Annotated in this window: 13 protein-coding genes and 1 tRNA gene; 12 read left to right on the top strand and 2 right to left on the bottom strand. The window is 58.9% G+C overall.

Annotation, left to right across the window (positions count from 1 at the left end; translation table 11 throughout):
• The first annotated feature begins 31 nt into the window (after positions 1 to 31).
• The 3 genes from AC13DJ_RS16850 to AC13DJ_RS16840 are packed head-to-tail and all read left to right on the top strand — an operon-like array spanning position 32 to position 4,722.
• The gene (locus tag AC13DJ_RS16850) at positions 32 to 2,440 is read left to right on the top strand and encodes a Lon protease family protein (protein WP_482933848.1); all 2,409 of its coding nucleotides are present in this window, start codon (positions 32 to 34) and stop codon (positions 2,438 to 2,440) included.
• A gap of 38 nt (positions 2,441 to 2,478) precedes the next feature.
• Positions 2,479 to 3,099 carry a response regulator FixJ gene (gene fixJ, locus AC13DJ_RS16845; RefSeq protein WP_058341163.1) on the top strand — a complete coding sequence of 207 codons (621 nt, stop codon included), beginning with the start codon at positions 2,479 to 2,481 and terminating at the stop codon, positions 3,097 to 3,099.
• A gap of 51 nt (positions 3,100 to 3,150) precedes the next feature.
• Positions 3,151 to 4,722, top strand: coding sequence for a response regulator (locus AC13DJ_RS16840; protein WP_482933847.1), 1,572 nt, complete (start codon positions 3,151 to 3,153; stop codon positions 4,720 to 4,722).
• A gap of 4 nt (positions 4,723 to 4,726) precedes the next feature.
• Here the strand turns inward: AC13DJ_RS16840 and AC13DJ_RS16835 are convergent, their stop codons facing one another.
• Positions 4,727 to 5,599, bottom strand: a complete 873-nt coding sequence (locus tag AC13DJ_RS16835) for a MaoC/PaaZ C-terminal domain-containing protein (protein WP_482933846.1) — start codon at positions 5,597 to 5,599, stop codon at positions 4,727 to 4,729.
• Positions 5,600 to 5,776: 177 nt separating this feature from the next.
• Between AC13DJ_RS16835 and AC13DJ_RS16830 the strand changes: the two genes are divergently transcribed.
• Positions 5,777 to 6,808: an AraC family transcriptional regulator gene (locus tag AC13DJ_RS16830; RefSeq protein ID WP_482933845.1), complete on the top strand. Its 1,032-nt coding sequence runs from the start codon at positions 5,777 to 5,779 to the stop codon at positions 6,806 to 6,808.
• A gap of 119 nt (positions 6,809 to 6,927) precedes the next feature.
• A tRNA-Asp gene (locus AC13DJ_RS16825) sits at positions 6,928 to 7,004 on the top strand.
• Between the two features lie 52 nt (positions 7,005 to 7,056).
• On the opposite strand, the gene AC13DJ_RS16820 is transcribed toward AC13DJ_RS16825, so the two are convergent.
• A complete protein-coding gene (locus tag AC13DJ_RS16820) occupies positions 7,057 to 8,100 on the bottom strand; it encodes an AraC family transcriptional regulator (protein ID WP_474540320.1) in 1,044 nt (347 codons plus the stop codon).
• A 138-nt stretch (positions 8,101 to 8,238) separates the two neighbouring features.
• Between AC13DJ_RS16820 and AC13DJ_RS16815 the strand changes: the two genes are divergently transcribed.
• The 7 genes from AC13DJ_RS16815 to AC13DJ_RS16785 all read left to right on the top strand — a co-directional run bounded on the left by AC13DJ_RS16815 (position 8,239) and on the right by AC13DJ_RS16785 (position 15,647).
• Positions 8,239 to 10,302 carry an oxidoreductase gene (locus AC13DJ_RS16815; RefSeq protein WP_474540319.1) on the top strand — a complete coding sequence of 688 codons (2,064 nt, stop codon included), beginning with the start codon at positions 8,239 to 8,241 and terminating at the stop codon, positions 10,300 to 10,302.
• A 133-nt stretch (positions 10,303 to 10,435) separates the two neighbouring features.
• Complete coding sequence (locus tag AC13DJ_RS16810) at positions 10,436 to 11,686, top strand: DNA repair protein (protein WP_482933844.1); 1,251 nt, start codon at positions 10,436 to 10,438, stop codon at positions 11,684 to 11,686.
• A gap of 83 nt (positions 11,687 to 11,769) precedes the next feature.
• Entirely contained in the window at positions 11,770 to 12,654 is an 885-nt protein-coding gene (locus AC13DJ_RS16805) for an NAD(+) kinase (protein ID WP_022989386.1), read from the top strand.
• Positions 12,655 to 12,656: 2 nt separating this feature from the next.
• Entirely contained in the window at positions 12,657 to 13,646 is a 990-nt protein-coding gene (locus tag AC13DJ_RS16800) for a metallophosphoesterase (protein ID WP_482933843.1), read from the top strand.
• Positions 13,643 to 14,338 carry a rhomboid family intramembrane serine protease gene (locus AC13DJ_RS16795; protein WP_482933867.1) on the top strand — a complete coding sequence of 232 codons (696 nt, stop codon included), beginning with the start codon at positions 13,643 to 13,645 and terminating at the stop codon, positions 14,336 to 14,338. Before AC13DJ_RS16800 ends, AC13DJ_RS16795 begins: the two co-directional genes overlap by 4 nt.
• A 176-nt stretch (positions 14,339 to 14,514) precedes the next feature.
• A complete protein-coding gene (locus AC13DJ_RS16790; protein WP_094625324.1) occupies positions 14,515 to 14,814 on the top strand; it encodes a YeaC family protein in 300 nt (99 codons plus the stop codon).
• A complete protein-coding gene (locus tag AC13DJ_RS16785) occupies positions 14,811 to 15,647 on the top strand; it encodes a DUF2797 domain-containing protein (RefSeq protein ID WP_482933842.1) in 837 nt (278 codons plus the stop codon). The genes AC13DJ_RS16790 and AC13DJ_RS16785 overlap by 4 nt, the downstream gene beginning before the upstream one ends.
• The last annotated feature ends 27 nt before the right edge of the window (positions 15,648 to 15,674 follow it).

The following is a 15,674-nucleotide window of genomic DNA, read 5'->3' as shown; positions in this document are numbered from 1 at the left end:
CCATTCAAACCGATGTCGACGGGAAGCAAACTTGAAGTCATTGCCGCTGCACCAACTCTACAAATCCTGTGTTCTGAAAGAGCTGCCATTCAAAACCACCCGGCAACTGGAGCCGCTGGCTGAGATCGTCGGTCAGAACCGTGCCCAGGAAGCCGTGCGCTTTGCACTGGCCATGCCCCACGGTGGTTACAACGTGTATGCGGTAGGCCGGAACGGGTTGGGCAAGCGCACCATGATGCTGCGCTACCTGGAGCACCATGTAGACACCGAACAGCAAAGCCATGACTGGTGTTACGTGGCCAATTTCGAAGAGCCCCGTAATCCGAAGTTGCTGAAGCTGCCCTCGGGCAAGGGCACCCAGCTGAAGCAGGACATGGAAAAGCTGATGGCCCGGCTGGTGAAGATGATTCCCCAGACCTTCGAGGGCGACAGCTTTCTGGAGCGTGCGGAGCAGCTGAAGAACGATTACGTCAAACTGCAGGAAGATGAACTCGAAAAAGTAGCCAACCAGGCCAAGCGCAAGAAAGTGCGCCTGACCATCAGCACCCCCGGCGGATACCGGCTGGTGGCTATGAACGGCGAAGAGCCCCACACGGCGGAAAGCTTCCAGGCCCTGACCCAGGAGCAGCGGGACAAGTTCGAGGAAGTCATCAACAAGCTGGAGAAGAAACTCCGGCAGGTACTGCGCAAGCTGGCAGACTGGGAGCAGGAATACGCCGAGAAACAGCAGGCCCTGAACCAGGAAACCCTGGAAGGCATCTCCGGCCACCAGATTGACGAACTGAAAGAAAAGTATAAAGAGCTACCAGACGTAACGGCCTACCTGGAAGCGGTGCGCAAAGACCTGGCTGAAAACCTGGATATCTTCCTGGAAGACGACGAAGAACAGGCGGCCATTGCCTATGCGTCGCTGGACAAGAAAACACCCCGCCGCTATATCGTAAATGTGCTGGTACACCAGACCAGCAACGAAGTACCCGTGGTGGTGGAAGATAACCCCACCTACCACAATCTGTTCGGTTACGTGGAAAACGTCACATACAAGGGCACGGTGTTTACCGACTTCTCGCTGATTCGCCCCGGCAGCCTGCACAAGGCCAACGGTGGATACCTGCTGATGGATGCCATCAAGGTGCTGGAGCAGCCCTTCGTGTGGGATGGCCTGAAGCGGGCGCTGCGCTCCCGTACCCTTCAGATCAACTCCCTGGAGCGGGAACTGACCCTCTCCGGGACCATTTCCATCGAGGCGGAATCGGTGCCGCTGGATGTGAAGATTGTGCTGTTCGGGGACCGCGAAACCTGGATGCTGCTGCAGGAATACGATTCCGAGTTTGCCGAGCTGTTCCGGGTAACGGCGGACTTCGAGAATGAAATGTACCGCACGGCGGAAAGCCAGCTGCAGTACGCCAAGTTTATTGCCAGCCTGGTGGTGGAAAAGAAACTGCTGCATTGCAACACCAGGGCGGTGGCACGGGTAATTGAACACAGCGCCCGTATGGCCGACCACCAGGACCGGTTATCGCTGCATGCCGCGGATATTGCCAACCTGCTGCGGGAATCGGATTTCTGGGCCCGCCAGGCTGGTGCCCGGTTGATTACCGAGGTGCACGTGGAGCGGGCGCTGGAAAGTGCCCGTTACCGCAGCAGCCGCATTCGTGACCAGTTCTACGATTCCATTCGCGACGGCACCACACTGGTTACCACCTCCGGCACCTGTGTGGGGCAGGTGAATGCGTTGTCTGTGCTGTCTACCGGCGGTTTCGAGTTCGGCTTGTCTAACCGGGTAACGGCAACCTGCTACTATGGTGATGGTGCCGTGATGGATATCGAGCGGGACGTAAAGCTGGGTGGCAACATTCACTCCAAGGGCGTGATGATTCTCAGCTCCTGGCTGGCGTCTTACTTTGCGGTGAACGACCCCATGCACCTGTCTGCCAGCCTGACCATGGAGCAGAACTATGGTGAGGTAGACGGCGACAGCGCATCGCTGGCGGAGCTGGTGGCGCTGATCTCGTCGTTGTCCGGTGTGCCGGTGCGCCAGGACCTGGCCATTACCGGTTCAGTGAACCAGTTTGGCGAGGTGCAGCCCATCGGCGGTGTGAACGAGAAAATTGAAGGCTTCTTTGCCACCTGCGAGCTCAAGGGCGGTTTGACCGGCACCCAGGGTGTGATCATTCCGGAAACCAACGTGCAGAACCTGATGCTCGACAGTGAAGTGGTGCAGGCTGCGCGCAATGGCAAGTTTGCGGTTTACCCGGTAAGCCGGGTGGAAGAGGCCGTTACCTTGCTGCTGGACAAGCCCGCCGGCAAGGCGAATGACAAAGGCCGGTATCCCAGGCAGAGTGTTTTTGGCATTATTCAGCAGCGGCTTGAGAAAATGCGGGAACACGAGCGGCAGGAACACGCGCGGGACGAGCACAAAGACCCGTCCATCCACTGACCGGGACCATAATAAAACGGACAGGAGAATAGAGATCCATGACTGATATCCAGCAAACTGTGTACGTGGTAGAAGACGACGAAGCCGTCCGCGACTCCCTGGAGTTGTTGCTGAAATCCGATGGCAAGCCGGTGAAGACCTACGAAAGCGCCAACGCATTTCTGAAGGACTACTCCGATAAAATGGCCGGCTGCATTGTGCTGGATATCCGTATGCCGGGTATGGACGGCATGGAGCTGCAGAAGAAGCTGAACGAAAAGCATTCGATTCTGCCCATCATCTTTGTGACCGGTCACGGCGACGTGCCGATGGCGGTAGACGCCATGAAAGAAGGCGCGGTGGACTTCATCCAGAAGCCGTACCGGGAAGAAGCCCTGCTGGAAAAGATCGAGGCGGCCCTGGAGCAGGACCTCGAGCAGCGCAAGACCCTGGACGAAAAACAGGAAATTATCCGCCGGGTGAAAAGCCTGACTCCTCGGGAAGCCGAAATCATGGACCGCATGATTGCCGGCCAGGCCAACAAGGTGATTGCCATCGAGCTGGAGATCAGCCAGCGCACCGTGGAAATCCACCGTTCCCGGGTTATGCACAAGATGGGTACACATTCCCTTGCACATCTGGTGCGTATGGTTCTGTCCGTAAAGGACCTTATCGACTAAGCCGGTTGCTGTGGTCATCATGCCAGAACGTTTATAACCGGCCACGCTTGTATGACTGAAGTTGTCAGTGAGAACTCAGAGGTGACGGTCCTGCTGGTTGATGACAACCCGCAGAACCTGAAAGTCCTCTACGAGACCCTGAAAGACAAAGGCTACCGCCTGCTGATTGCCAACGAAGGCGAGAAAGCACTGGACCTGGCCCACCGTCACCACCCAGAAGTGATCCTGCTGGATATTATGATGCCGGAGATGGATGGCTATGAGGTGTGCGAGCGCCTGAAGGCCGATCCGGAAACCGCCGACATCGCCGTGGTATTCCTGTCCGCCCTGGACGACCTGCAGGCCAAGGTGAAGGGTTTTTCCCTGGGTGGGGCCGATTACATCTCCAAGCCGTTCCAGTCCCTGGAAGTGATCGCCCGGGTGAAAACCCATGCCCGGGTTATCCGGCTCGAACGTGAGCTGCAGGCCCGTAACCGGGAACTGCAGGGCGACCAGGCCCGCATTCTGGATTCCATCAGCGAAGGCATCTACGGGCTGGACGAAAACGGCCTGATCGAGTTTGCCAACCCGGCTGCCGCCGCGATTGCCGGCCGCCCGGTTGAAGACCTGATCGGCAAATGTTTCTTTGACCTGCACTTTGCCACAGCTGACGAATGCCGTGACAGCCTGCCGGTGATGGCGACCTGTAACAAAGGTGTGCCCGAACACCAGCGGGATATCCAGATGCTGCGAGTCGATGGCAGCAGCTTCCCTGCAGAATACCGGGCCACCCCGAAGCTTGATGGCGATGAGCTGCATGGCGCTGTGGTGGTGTTTCACGACATTACCGCCGAGCTTGAAAGCGAGAAAGCCCTGGAAGAAGCCCGGGAGCTGGTGCAGGAGCAGCGCGATCAGCTGGCCCACACCTCCCGCCTGACCACCATGGGCGAGATGGCCGCCGGCTTTGCCCACGAGGTAAACCAGCCGCTGACCGCGATTTCCAACTACGCCCGGGTTTCCAAGCGCATGATGGCCAAGGACGAGCCTGACCTTGAGCTGCTGGGTGAAACCCTGGATAAAATCGATGCCCAGTCCCACCGGGCCAGCGAGATTATCCGCCGCATCCGCCGCTTTATGAAAAAGCCTGCCACCGGTAAGGAAGAATTGTCGGTGCCCGAGTTGCTGGAAGACACCCGGCAGTTTGCCGAGGTGGACATGCGCAACAATGAGGGCGGCATTGAGGTGCGGATAGACGACGATCTGCCGGGTGTACTGGCAGACCCCATCCAGGTCCAGCAGGTGGCCCTGAACCTGATCCGCAACGCCCTGGAGGCAACCCGCAGTGCCGGTTCGTCCCAGCCTGTGGAGGTTTCAGCACGGCGTTGTGGTGAGCAGTGCGTTCGGGTAGAGGTGCGTGACCACGGTGTCGGTGTGCCGGAAGAGGCCGAGGACAAGCTGTTCCACCCGTTCTACACCACCAAGGAAGATGGCATGGGCATTGGCCTTGCTACCTGTCGCTCGCTGATGCAGGCCCAGGGTGGCGATATCGGGTACCAGCGCCCGGAAGGCGACGGTGCCTGTTTCTGGTTTGTGTTGCCCATTGCAGGCGCCGAGGGCGCGCCCTGCACCCCCGACGAAGCCTGACCCCTTATAGCCAGTCTATGCGCCCGGTAAGGTGGGGCGCGTCTCCCTTGGCATTCAGAATCTGATAGTCCCAGCCGTCTGCCCCGGTGCGCCAGTTCAGCTGCGCGGTGCCGGGCAGGAACAGCGGCTTCTTGAACTGGCAGCTGACTTTCACCGGCCCTGACTGCCAGCCTTCCTGTTGTTCCAACGGCGCCAGTGCGTGGGCCTTGCTCCACATGCCATGGGCAATCGCCCGCGGAAAACCGAAAGCCCGGGCACTCAGGGCGTGCATGTGAATAGGGTTACGGTCACCGGATACCTTCGCATATTGCCGGCCGATGCTTTCCGGCGCCTTGATGGCTTCAAAGAACGGGTAATGGTCCGGTTGTGGGGGATTCTTCCTGCCTCCGGAGGTTCCCTGGCCGGACATCCGGAACAGGTTAGTGCTGGTTTCTTCCCAGATCAGCTTGCCGGCGGCCCGGGCTTCGGTAATCAGGTCGAACTCCATGCCCCTGTCTGTGCGCTGCTGGTTGCCCAGCGTTACCCGGATATCCAGGTTTTCGCCGGCACTGACCGGGCGATGCTGGATGATGGTGTTGCGCAGGTGCACCAGCCCCAGCAAGGGCAGGGGGAAGGATTTTTCCGTCAGCAGCTTCAGGTGCAGGGGAAACGCCAGGATGTGAGGCCAGGTAATAGGGGCCCGGGAGCCAGGCTTGAACCCGCATATGCGCTGATAGGTTTTCAGGGCCGGCGTGTTGGTGGCAATTCCCAGCAGGTCTGCCTGCAGGTCCGGAATGCGGGTTTGCTCGCCCGGCTTGTGTTGTTTGGGCAGCAGGGCCTTGCCATACAGTGGCAGCAAGGCCGGCGGTGCGCTGTGGTAGACCAGTGAATCCGGCATTAAGGCTTGCTCCCGATTATTAATGGTTTCAGGTACAACTGTGCGTGCGTGGCCTGATATGCTCTAATGTACGACGAAAGTCTGGCAAACCCGGCCAGAGGTGGCATTGACCCGGCGTGCTCCGGACCCTGTCCGGTGGGTCAAAGTGGTAACTGATAAATAAAAAAGCGGGACTCTATGCAGGAACTACGTGATGCGGGCGTGATGCTGCGCCTGATTTATGAGGCGATGAAGAAAAATGGCATTGATACCAATGCCATTTTCAGCCGTCTGGGTGTAGACGAGCAGTATGTTTATACCGATCAGCTCCGAACCCCCCACAATGCCCAGCTGTATTTCTGGCAGGCGGTTGAAGATGTATCCGGCGATGAAGATATTGGCCTGCACCTGGGGCCACTGTTGCCGGCCTACAAAGGGCAGGTGCTGGAATACCTGTTCCTGAGTAGCTCCACCTTCGGCGAAGGCCTTCGCCGGGCCCAGAACTATCAGCGCCTGCTGAGTGATGCGGCCAATACCGATTTCTTTGTGGAAGGCGACGAAGCCTGCATGGTGCTGGATGCAGCCTCGGAAGAAGTCAGCCGGCTGCGGCACTTCAACGAGTGTTTTGTGCAGGGCTTGATTACCTTCTTCAAATCCATCACCGATGGCCGTTTTTATCCCTCCCGCATCGAGTTCGAGCATGAGCGGGAAAAAGGTATCGACCACGCAAAGGAAGTGCTCGGTTGTGATGTGGTGTTCGGCGCCCGTGAAAACCGTCTGTACTTCCCGGTGGAAATTCTGTCCTATGCCTCGCCCCATGCCGAGCCGGAACTGCTGGCCCTGCACGAGCGTTTTGCCAGTGAGCAGGTAGCCAGGCTCGAGAAGAAAGACATCGTAGGGCAGGTGGAACGGATTATTGCCGAGCTGCTGGACAGCGGTGAGGTGACACTGGATGCGGTGGCCGAACGGCTAGGCATCAAACCCAGAACCCTGCGCACCCGGCTGACCGAAGCTGAAACCAGTTTCAACCAGGTACTGGCGGATTTCCGGTACCGGCTGGCCCGTCAACTGCTGGCAACCACCGACGAGTCCATCGACGAGATTGTGTATCTGACCGGTTTCTCCGAGCCCAGCACCTTCTACCGTGCGTTCAAGCGCTGGTCCGGCATGACGCCGATCGAGTACCGTAAAACCGCCCAGACCAAGGATGTGATGGTCGACGCCATGTAAGGCGGTTTTCTGAAAAATCTGAAAAAAGTTCTTCAAAAGCGTTGACATAAACGGGGGCGTCTTTATAATGCGCCCTCGTTGTCACAGAGCAGTCGCAAGACAGCTCAGGCACGCCGCGCGGAGCGGTAGTTCAGTTGGTTAGAATACCGGCCTGTCACGCCGGGGGTCGCGGGTTCGAGTCCCGTCCGCTCCGCCATTTATCTCCTCCCCCTTGTTTTCGATATCCCCTTTTTATTTCCAGCTTTTTCTCAGCTATCTGACCTGATTTGTTTTCGCCGTTCGCCCGGGCTTGTTCCGTGCCAGCGCTGGTATGCCTTGTGAAAGGCCGGCGGGTTGGCAAAGCCCAGCAGCCAGGCAATTTCCGCCAGTGATGTATCGGTTTCCTTCAGGTAATCCTCTGCCAGTTGTTTGCGGGTGTCGTCCAGCAGTTGCCGGAACCCGGTACCCTCGGCGCTCAGTTGCCGTTGCAGGGTCCAGGCCGTGGTGCCCAGCCGGGCCGCCAGTGTTTCCAGCGTAGGTGTTTCACCCCGCAGCAGGGGGGTTAACAGATGGCGCACCCGGTCGGCCACGCTCCAGCCTTTGCGGATTTGCCGCAGCTCCCGTTCACAGACTCCTGACAGCTTCTCGTACATGCCCTCATGGGCCTGGGACGGGCTTTGTCGCCACACGCTTTCCTTGAAGCGGATGGCGTTTTCCCGGGCGCCGAACTCTACCGGGCAGCGAAACCAGCTTTCGAACACGTCGTCCAGGCCAATGGATGGATACTCTATCCATACCTTTTCCAGCACGTCGTAGCGGCCGGTGATATGCCGGGCCAGTTGGGTCCAGGCGGCCAGTATGGAATCCACCACAAAGTAGTTGTACGGGTTGTAGGGCTGGATCGAGTAGAAGCGCACGGTACGCTGCAATTCATCGACCGAGGGTTCGCCCCGGGAATTCTGGCTGGTGAGCAGGGAATAGCGAATCAGGCTACGGAAGGCCTGGCGCACCGAGCTGGCAGTTTCTGCGGCCAGTCCGGCCATGCCGGCGTCCACCGGCCGAGTCAGGGCGCCCATGCGCAGGCCCAGGGCGGGATTGCCGGTTGCGGTGATGGCAGCATGGCCAAGGCGCATAAAGCGGGGGATGCTGATGCGGGCGTCAGCCGAGGCCAGAGCGGCATCATCCAGCCGGAACCTGGCTTTCAGTTTGTCGATATTGCCGCCTTCAGCCTCGGTTGCGCGCAGCAGTACTGCCGCATACAGCAGGCTGATATCGCCGAGGGCGTTCTGCTTAGGGGGTGTATTTTCAGGCATGCCGGTATTATTGCTGTTATTTAAAGATAATAAAATGTTTGGTTTGGATATTGTTGGCGCCTTCGGTGCTGGGTAGTGTAGGCCCATAACAACGGGAGCCTCGACATCCCGCCTGATAATCCGATGAGGAGCACCGCAATGACCGCAACACCTGGCACCAGCAAGTACCCGCACCTGCTTGAGCCCCTGGACCTGGGCTTTACCAAGCTTCGCAACCGCACCCTGATGGGCTCCATGCACACGGGCCTTGAGGAAGTGAAGGGTGGTTTCGACCGGCTGGCGGCATTCTATGCCGAGCGTGCCCGTGGCGGCGTCGGCCTGATTGTGACCGGCGGCATTGGCCCCAACAGCGAGGGCGCGGTGTTCCAGCACGCGGCCAAGATGAGCACCGAGGAAGAGTCCGACAAGCACAAGGTGATCACCCAGGCCGTGCACGAGGCCGATGGCAAGATCTGTATGCAGATCCTGCATGCTGGCCGTTATGCCTATTCTCCGGAGCTGGTAGCGCCCTCTGCTATCCAGGCACCCATCAACCCGTTCAAGCCCAAAGAACTTGATGAAGCGGGTATCCAGAAACAGATTGACGACTACGTGAACTGTGCCGCCCTGGCCCAGCGCGCCGGCTACGACGGCGTCGAGATTATGGGCTCCGAGGGTTATTTCATTAACCAGTTCATCGTCAATCACACCAACCACCGCACCGACCAGTGGGGTGGCAGCTATGAAAACCGCATTCGCCTGCCGATTGAAATCGTGCGCCGTGTGCGTGAGCGGGTGGGCGAGAACTTTATTATTGTGTACCGCCTGTCCATGCTGGACCTGATCGAAGACGGCAGCACCTGGGAAGAAGTGGTGCAGCTGGCCAAGGAAATCGAAAAAGCCGGCGCCAGTATCATTAACACCGGTATCGGCTGGCACGAAGCCCGCGTGCCGACCATTGCCACCTCGGTACCCCGCGGTGCCTTTACCAAGGTAACCGCCCACCTGAAAGGCGAGGTAAGCATTCCGCTGGTGACTACCAACCGGATCAATATGCCGGATGTGGCCGAGAAGATCCTGGCCGAAGGCGATGCCGATATGGTCTCCATGGCCCGGCCGTTCCTGGCCGATGCCGAGCTGGTACTGAAAGCAGCCGAAGACCGTGCCGAGGAAATCAACACCTGCATCGGCTGTAACCAGGCCTGCCTGGACCATACCTTCAGCGGCAAGCTCACCACCTGCCTGGTGAACCCGCGCGCCTGTAACGAAACCCTGCTGACCTATGTGAAAACGGCTCAGCCCAAATCCATCGCGGTGGTGGGTGCCGGCCCGGCAGGCCTCGCCTTTGCCAGCGTAGCCGCAGAGCGTGGCCACAAGGTGACGGTGTTTGATGACGGCAGCGAGATCGGCGGCCAGTTCAACGTGGCCAAGCGGATTCCGGGTAAGGAAGAGTTCTACGAAACCCTGCGTTATTTCCGTGTGATGCTCGACAAGCACGGCGTGGATGTCCGCCTGAACACCCGGGTCAGTGCAGACGACCTGAAAGCCGGTGGCTTCGATGAAGTGGTTATGGCCACCGGTGTCGAGCCCCGCACCCCGGATATCGAAGGTATCGACCATCCGAAGGTGATCGGCTACCTGGATGCCCTGATGGGTCGCAAGCCGGTGGGCCAGCGTGTCGCGGTAATCGGTGCTGGCGGTATCGGCTTTGATGTGTCCGAATTCATCGTGCATCAGGGTGAATCGCCGTCCCTGAACACCGAACACTTTATGAAAGAGTGGGGTGTCGACCTGACCGTGGCGCATCGTGGTGGTATTCAGGGCGTACAGCCGGAAGTACCGGCCCCGGCCCGTGAGGTGTTCCTGCTGCAGCGCAAGGCTTCCAAGGTCGGCAAGAACCTGGGCAAGACCACCGGCTGGATTCACCGTACATCTCTGAAGAACCGCAATGTGCAGATGGTTCCGGGTGTGTCTTACCGCAAGATTGACGACGAAGGCCTGCACATCACGGTTACGCCCAAGGGCGCGGAGCAGGGCGAAGACAAGCTGCTGCCGGTGGATACCATCATCGTGTGTGCCGGTCAGGAGCCATTGCGCGAACTGCAGGCAGGCCTTGAAGCCGCAGGCCTGCCGGTGCACCTGATTGGTGGTGCCGATGTTGCCGCCGAGCTGGATGCCAAGCGGGCGATTGATCAGGGCAGCCGCCTGGCAGCGGAGATCTGATCACAAATCGTTGCAGTTTTTCTCTGTGTTTTGGGGCCGGTCTGGCTAGACTATGGAAATCCGGCAAGGGGGTAGGGAACCCTCGGGCCGGCCCTGTCGTTCGAATAACAAGTTACAAGCATGGAGAAGGTTGATGGTCAGTGCCGCCCAGGCAGCCGAGGGTAACTCAGCTGTCTTCTTGATGGATGGTAGCCAGGTTTCCCGGCAGATGCGTTGGTCGGAGTTTGGTGCCTTTCTGGATGGCTATGTTGGGCTTTCGGACCTTGCCGAAACCGATGTGCGCGCCGTGCTGGTCAATCTCAACCCTGACCTGACGGTGGCCTCCCTGGTGTTCTTCCGGATCTGGTTTGACGAAGAAGGCCGCGCAGACAGCAGTTGGAACGTGCCCATCGAAGCGCTGGCGGAAAAGGGTGCCAAGGGCCCAGACCTGGGCGGTGGCGCAATCCGCCTGGTTTGCCGCAGCCAGTGTCCGGACCCTGCTTTTGCTGAGGAACTCTGGGACCCGGATATGACCCCGGGCAGCAACCATTTCCACTCGATTCGCAAGGCTGTTGAAGCCAATACCCTGCATTTCCGCCAGGCCGAGCCGGCAGAAGAGAATATCCCTGTTCTGGTAAATTCGTCGTCTGCCGCCACCGACGAGCGTGTCCATATCGAACGCGCCCGCCTGGCCCAGGTGCTTCGGGAGCAACGGCTGCGTATCAAAACCCTGCAGAGCGTGCACCGGGATGCGGTGTCTGACCTGCAGCGTGATCATCGCCTGGAGATGCAGTCTTTGCGTTCGGAGATGACCGAGCTGGACCAGAAGTACGAACGGCTTCGGGTCAGTAAGGAGCAGCTCAAGAATCGCCTGCAGGAGCGTAATGAGCAATACCTCGCGCTACAGGAGCAGCTGGGTAAAGAGGCTCCGGCCGATCCGGAAGCAGGGACCGATGTTGAGGGCGGAAAATCGGATGCCGAAACGGTCCTGCTGAGAGAGCAGCTGGAGCGCAAGGAGCGGGAGCTGGAGCTGCGGGAGGAAAGGCTGGTTGCCCTGGAGCAGGAAAACCAGGAGCTCAGAAATCGCGAGGTGCCGGAAGATTCGCTGCTGGAACAGTTGCGAAACCAGGTGGTGTTCCTGGTGGCTTATCACCCGGGTGTCGGCCACATCACACTGCCGTATGATGATATCGAAACCTACTTTGCCAATCCCCAAGCCTACGCCGCTGACCAGTGCGGCATGAACGAGGCCGCCTACCGGGAGTGGCTGGCCCACTATGAAAACCCGGTGTGCAACCATGCCGATACCGACGGCAATGCGTGCGGTGAACCGATCATGAGAGTGTCCCAGCCGGCGGATTTCGAGGCCGGCAAAGACGACCGCTGCGAACAGCATAAAGCCTGATCCCGCGAAGTTTTTTCAGTATCCGCCCGAGTTTCGTTAAACTGTGGGTCTGTTCGTCTCATTCAGACACCACGGGATACTTCATGGACCAGTTCAGGAATATCGGGATTATCGGGCGCATGGGCAGCGTCAAGGTAGTTGAGTCGCTGCGCCAGCTGAAACAGTACCTGACCGCAAACAACTACCACGTCATTATCGAAGAAGACACCGCGACCATGATTCCGGGCCACGGCCTGCAGGTGGCCAGCAAGAAGCTCCTGGGTGAAATCTGTGACCTGGTAATCGTGGTCGGTGGTGACGGCAGTTTGCTGGGTGCCGCCCGGGAAATGGCCAAGGCCAAGATTCCGTTGCTGGGCGTTAACCGGGGGCGCCTCGGATTTCTGACTGATATCTCCCCCAACGACCTTGAAGAGCGGCTGGCCCAGGTGCTGGCCGGTGACTACATCGAAGAGTCCCGGTTTCTTCTGGACGGCCACGTAGAGCGCAACGGCCAGCCTCTTGGCTATGGCTCTGCCCTGAACGACGTGGTGCTGCACCCGGGCAAGTCTACCCGGATGATCGGCTTCGACCTGTTTATCGACGGTCACTTCGTTTACAGCCAGCGCTCTGACGGCCTGATTGTGGCCACGCCCACCGGTTCGACGGCGTATTCACTGTCTGCGGGCGGTCCGATTATGCATCCCAAACTGGATGCGGTGGTGCTGGTGCCCATGTTTCCCCACACCCTCAGCAGTCGCCCGATCGTGGTGGATGGCAAGAGCGAGATCAAGCTGGTGATCGGCGAGACCAACGAAACCTATCCGCAGATCAGTTTCGATGGCCAGATGAACATTTCCTGTGCGCCGGGTGACATCATTCGCATCACCAAGAAGCCCTTCAAGGTTCGGCTGATTCACCCCACCGACCACAACTTCTACGCCACCTGCCGTGACAAGCTGGGCTGGGCAAGCACAATTACAGCGAGTTGAGTATGGCGGGTTACGACATTATCGGCGACATCCACGGTTGCGCTAATACGCTGCAGCGGCTGCTGGATCAGATGGGCTACCGCAAGGTGAACGGGGTTTACCGGCACCCGAAGCGGCAGGCAATTTTTATTGGTGACATTATCGACCGCGGCCCGCGCATCCGCGAGGCCCTGCACCTGGTGCGGGATATGGTGGAGCATGGCGCTGCCCGTATTGTCATGGGCAACCATGAGTACAATGCGCTGGGTTACTGCACCCGGGCCCGCCCGGGCAGTGGCAAGCAGTTCCTTCGGGAGCACAACCCGCGGCACGACCGGCTGATCAAGGAAACCCTTGAGCAGTTTGATGCGTATCCTCATGAGTGGAATGAATTCCTGGAATGGTTCTATACCATTCCGCTGTTCATCGACGATGAGGATTTCCGGGTGGTGCATGCGTGCTGGGACCAGGACCTGATCGACAAGTTCAGGCAAAACCAGGGCGGAGCCTGCATTGATGAAGACTTCCTGCATGCCTCTGCAGCCATCGAGTCGTTTGCCGGGCAGGTGATGGATACCTTGCTGCGGGGAACCGACCTGCGCTTGCCGGAAGGCATGTCGATTACCGGCAAGGACGGTTATGTACGGGAATTCTTCCGCACCAAGTTCTGGGCCGATGATCCGAAAACCTACGCCGACGTGGTGTTCCAGCCAGACCCGCTGCCCCCGGAAGTGGCCCGTATGGAGCTGACGGATGCCGAGTACCGGCAGCTGATCACCTATCCGCTGGATGCGCCCCCGGTGTTTGTGGGCCATTACTGGATGGATGGCAAGCCGGCGCCGCTGAAGGCCAATGTGGCCTGTATCGATTACAGTGCGGTGAAGTACGGCAAGCTGGTGGCGTACCGGATGGACGGCGAAGACGTGCTGTCGAAAGACAAGTTTGTCTGGGTGGATGTAGACCGGCCGGAACAGCCGGATTATCCCACCAGTGAAGACAGTGTGGCACGCTGAGACGGGGAGAGCAGGTGGATAACGAAAGGTCTTACCCGATTACCCCGGACGGCCGCTGGCAGCCCGCGCCTCGCCACGCCCCGTTTGTGATCGCAACCATAGTGATCGCGGTGGTGATGGTGTGGTTTACCGGCATGGGCCAGAACGCCCTGGCGGCAAACCTGATGTTTGTGGATCCCCGGCCATTCAGCTGGGAGGTGTTCAGCTCGCTGACTGGCCGCCTGGAGGCGCTGTCGGCGTCCCTGGCCAGTGGCCAGGTGTGGCGGCTGATTACCCCGGATTTCCTGCACTTCAGCTGGACCCACATCATCTTCAACTCGGTGATGTTGTGGTTTCTGGGCAGCCAGATTGAGTGGATAGACGGCCGTGCCCGGCTGGCGGTGCTGTTTCTGGTGGCAAGCCTGCTGTCCAATGGCCTGCAGTACCTGGTGTCCGGCCCGCTGTTTGGCGGCTTGTCCGGTGTGGTGTACGGCATTCTGGGTTACTGCTGGATGAGCCAGCGCAGGCGCCCGCGTTTCCAGTTCCCGCCGGCACTGGTGACCTTTGCGCTGGTGTGGATGGTGATCGGCTTTACGCCGTTGCCGGAAATGCTTGGCCTTGGCCGCATGGCCAACGAAGCCCATCTGGGCGGTTTTGTGGCAGGGTTGCTGGTGGCCGCGTTGTCGCCCTTGCGGGGCAAGCGCTGGCGATAAACCAAAAAAAAGCCCCACCGGAAGGTGGGGCATAAAAAGAGCGTTTTAGCTCCTGATGAGAGAGACCAAATGATACGACCGTCTGTCATTTGGTGAAGTAATGATAATTGTTATCATTTGCGTCTGTCAAACGGATTTGCCGATTTTTCAATGAACAAATTTTCAGGAGGTGGGCAATGACCTACGAAGAGTTGATCGAGCGGCTGGATCCGAACGTGTACCGCAATCTGAAACAGGCCATTGAGCTGGGCAAGTGGCCGGACGGCCGTGCCCTGACCCGTGAGCAGCGGGAAATCAGCCTGGAAGCGGTGATCTATTACGAAGAAAAGCACAAGGTGCCGGAAGAGCAGCGTGTCGGCTACCTGGACCGGGGTGAAAAGGCGGGTACCGCCTGTGACCCGTCTGTGCAGTTCCGCAAGGATCGCCAGGGCAACGATGATGTCGATCCGGATCAGTTTGTAGAGGTCAAGGTTTGAGCGACTCCATTGATGTAACCGGCCGTCTTCGCAAGATGCCGGCCGAAGCCGGCGACCCGGTAGCCTATACCCTGGCGGTGGGTGATGCCCGCATTGCCCTGAACGACCTGATGGGGCGAAAGGTAAGGATCGATTTCGAGGGTGTGATTCGCTGTATCCATTGTGATCGCACCACCAAGAAGAGTTTCAACCAGGGCTATTGTTACCCCTGCTTCCGCAAGCTGGCGGCTTGCGACAGCTGCATCATGAGCCCGGAAAAATGCCATTTTCATCTGGGCACCTGCCGGGAGCCGGAATGGGGCGAAGCCAACTGCATGGTGGAGCATGTGGTGTACCTGGCCAATTCCAGTGGCCTGAAAGTGGGTATTACCCGGGGCTCGCAAGTGCCTACACGCTGGATTGATCAGGGCGCGGTGACGGCGATCCCGATGCTGCGGGTTTCCAGCCGCTACCTTTCCGGGCTGGTGGAAGTGGCGTGTAAGAGCCATGTGGCCGATCGCACCAACTGGCGGGCCATGCTCAAGGGCGATGTGCCGGAGCTGGACCTGGCCCAGGAGCGCCAGAGAATCCTGGAGCTGATCGAAGACGACCTGGCGCAATTGCGCGCAGAGCACGGTGAAGACAGCATCCGGATTGTGGACGAGGCCTCACTTGGGCTGGGTTATCCGGTTCAGGTATGGCCGGGGAAAGTGAAAACCCATAATCTGGATAAAACACCGGAAGTGGAAGGGCTGCTTGAAGGTATCAAAGGGCAGTACCTGATGCTGGACACCGGGGTGATCAATATCCGCAAATTTACCGGCTATGAAGTCCGGTTCCGGGTTCTCGACTGAGCCCGCCATGTCTTTTGTCTGGAGAGT

It is taken from the genome of Marinobacter sp. L-46, from assembly GCF_056859535.1.
This window is presented reverse-complemented; position numbering and strand designations above follow the sequence as displayed.

Coding starts and splice junctions, on each gene's coding strand:
- fixJ (WP_058341163.1), top strand. CDS start 2,479: ATGACTGATATCCAGCAAACTGTGTACGTGGTAGAAGACGACGAAGCC.
- AC13DJ_RS16840 (WP_482933847.1), top strand. CDS start 3,151: ATGACTGAAGTTGTCAGTGAGAACTCAGAGGTGACGGTCCTGCTGGTT.
- AC13DJ_RS16835 (WP_482933846.1), bottom strand. CDS start 5,599: ATGCCGGATTCACTGGTCTACCACAGCGCACCGCCGGCCTTGCTGCCA.
- AC13DJ_RS16830 (WP_482933845.1), top strand. CDS start 5,777: ATGCAGGAACTACGTGATGCGGGCGTGATGCTGCGCCTGATTTATGAG.
- AC13DJ_RS16820 (WP_474540320.1), bottom strand. CDS start 8,100: ATGCCTGAAAATACACCCCCTAAGCAGAACGCCCTCGGCGATATCAGC.
- AC13DJ_RS16815 (WP_474540319.1), top strand. CDS start 8,239: ATGACCGCAACACCTGGCACCAGCAAGTACCCGCACCTGCTTGAGCCC.
- AC13DJ_RS16810 (WP_482933844.1), top strand. CDS start 10,436: ATGGTCAGTGCCGCCCAGGCAGCCGAGGGTAACTCAGCTGTCTTCTTG.
- AC13DJ_RS16805 (WP_022989386.1), top strand. CDS start 11,770: ATGGACCAGTTCAGGAATATCGGGATTATCGGGCGCATGGGCAGCGTC.
- AC13DJ_RS16800 (WP_482933843.1), top strand. CDS start 12,657: ATGGCGGGTTACGACATTATCGGCGACATCCACGGTTGCGCTAATACG.
- AC13DJ_RS16790 (WP_094625324.1), top strand. CDS start 14,515: ATGACCTACGAAGAGTTGATCGAGCGGCTGGATCCGAACGTGTACCGC.